General features: G+C 77.9%; 1 pseudogene. It reads left to right on the forward strand.

What is annotated here, in order from left to right:
- A pseudogene (locus tag OJ997_RS36250) lies at nucleotides 1-773 on the forward strand (hypothetical protein); the annotation flags it as partial.

Raw genomic sequence — 773 nt, forward strand, 5'->3', positions numbered from 1 at the left:
CTGGGCCTCCGCCTTGCCCCCGCCGGCGCGGGCCGGGGCGCACCGCCTCCGGCGCGGACGGCCGCGACGGAGGAGCCGCACCGCAGCGGCGGCGGGCCGTTGATCGCGGCGCTGCTCGCGCTCGTCCTGCTCGCGGGTGTCGGCGTCTTCGTGCTCGCCACGCGCGGCGACGACGAGCCCACCCAGCGCGCCGACAGCACGCCGACGGCCGAGCCCACGCGCGAGTCGACCCCCGAGCCGACGCCGGAGGAGGCCGAGACGGCCACGCCTGAACCGACCGAGACGGCGACCGCCGAGCCCACGGGCACCCCGACGCCGGAGCCGACGCCCGAGGACACGCCGGAGGCCCCGCAAGGCGAGCCGGACCTCCAGGCGGCGCAGGCCGCCCAGATCGAGGGCTACAACGCCCGCCGCGCCGGGGACTTCCAGACCGCGCTCACCAAGGCTCAGGAGGCCCAGAAGCTGTGTGCGGGCTCGAAGGAGCTCAGCCCGTGCGGCTACGCGCTCTTCGAGGAGGGCGCCGCCCTGGTCGGCCTCGGCCAGCCCGAGGCCGCGATCCCGTTCTTCGAGCGCCGCCTGAACGAGTTCGGCGACAACGAGTCCGGCGAGGTCCGCAAGGCGCTGCGCGACGCGAAGAAGGCCGCGCGCGGCACCGCCGGCCCGGGGGCCGAGCCGGGCCCGGCCGGGGCCGCTTCGGTGCGCGGCCCGGACAAGAAGCGCGGCCCGCGAGGCGTTCGAGCGGATCGGCACCGGCGTCGAGGACATGAGCGGCC

The sequence above is a fragment of the Solirubrobacter phytolaccae genome (assembly GCF_027587195.1).
Lineage (GTDB): Bacteria > Actinomycetota > Thermoleophilia > Solirubrobacterales > Solirubrobacteraceae > Solirubrobacter > Solirubrobacter phytolaccae.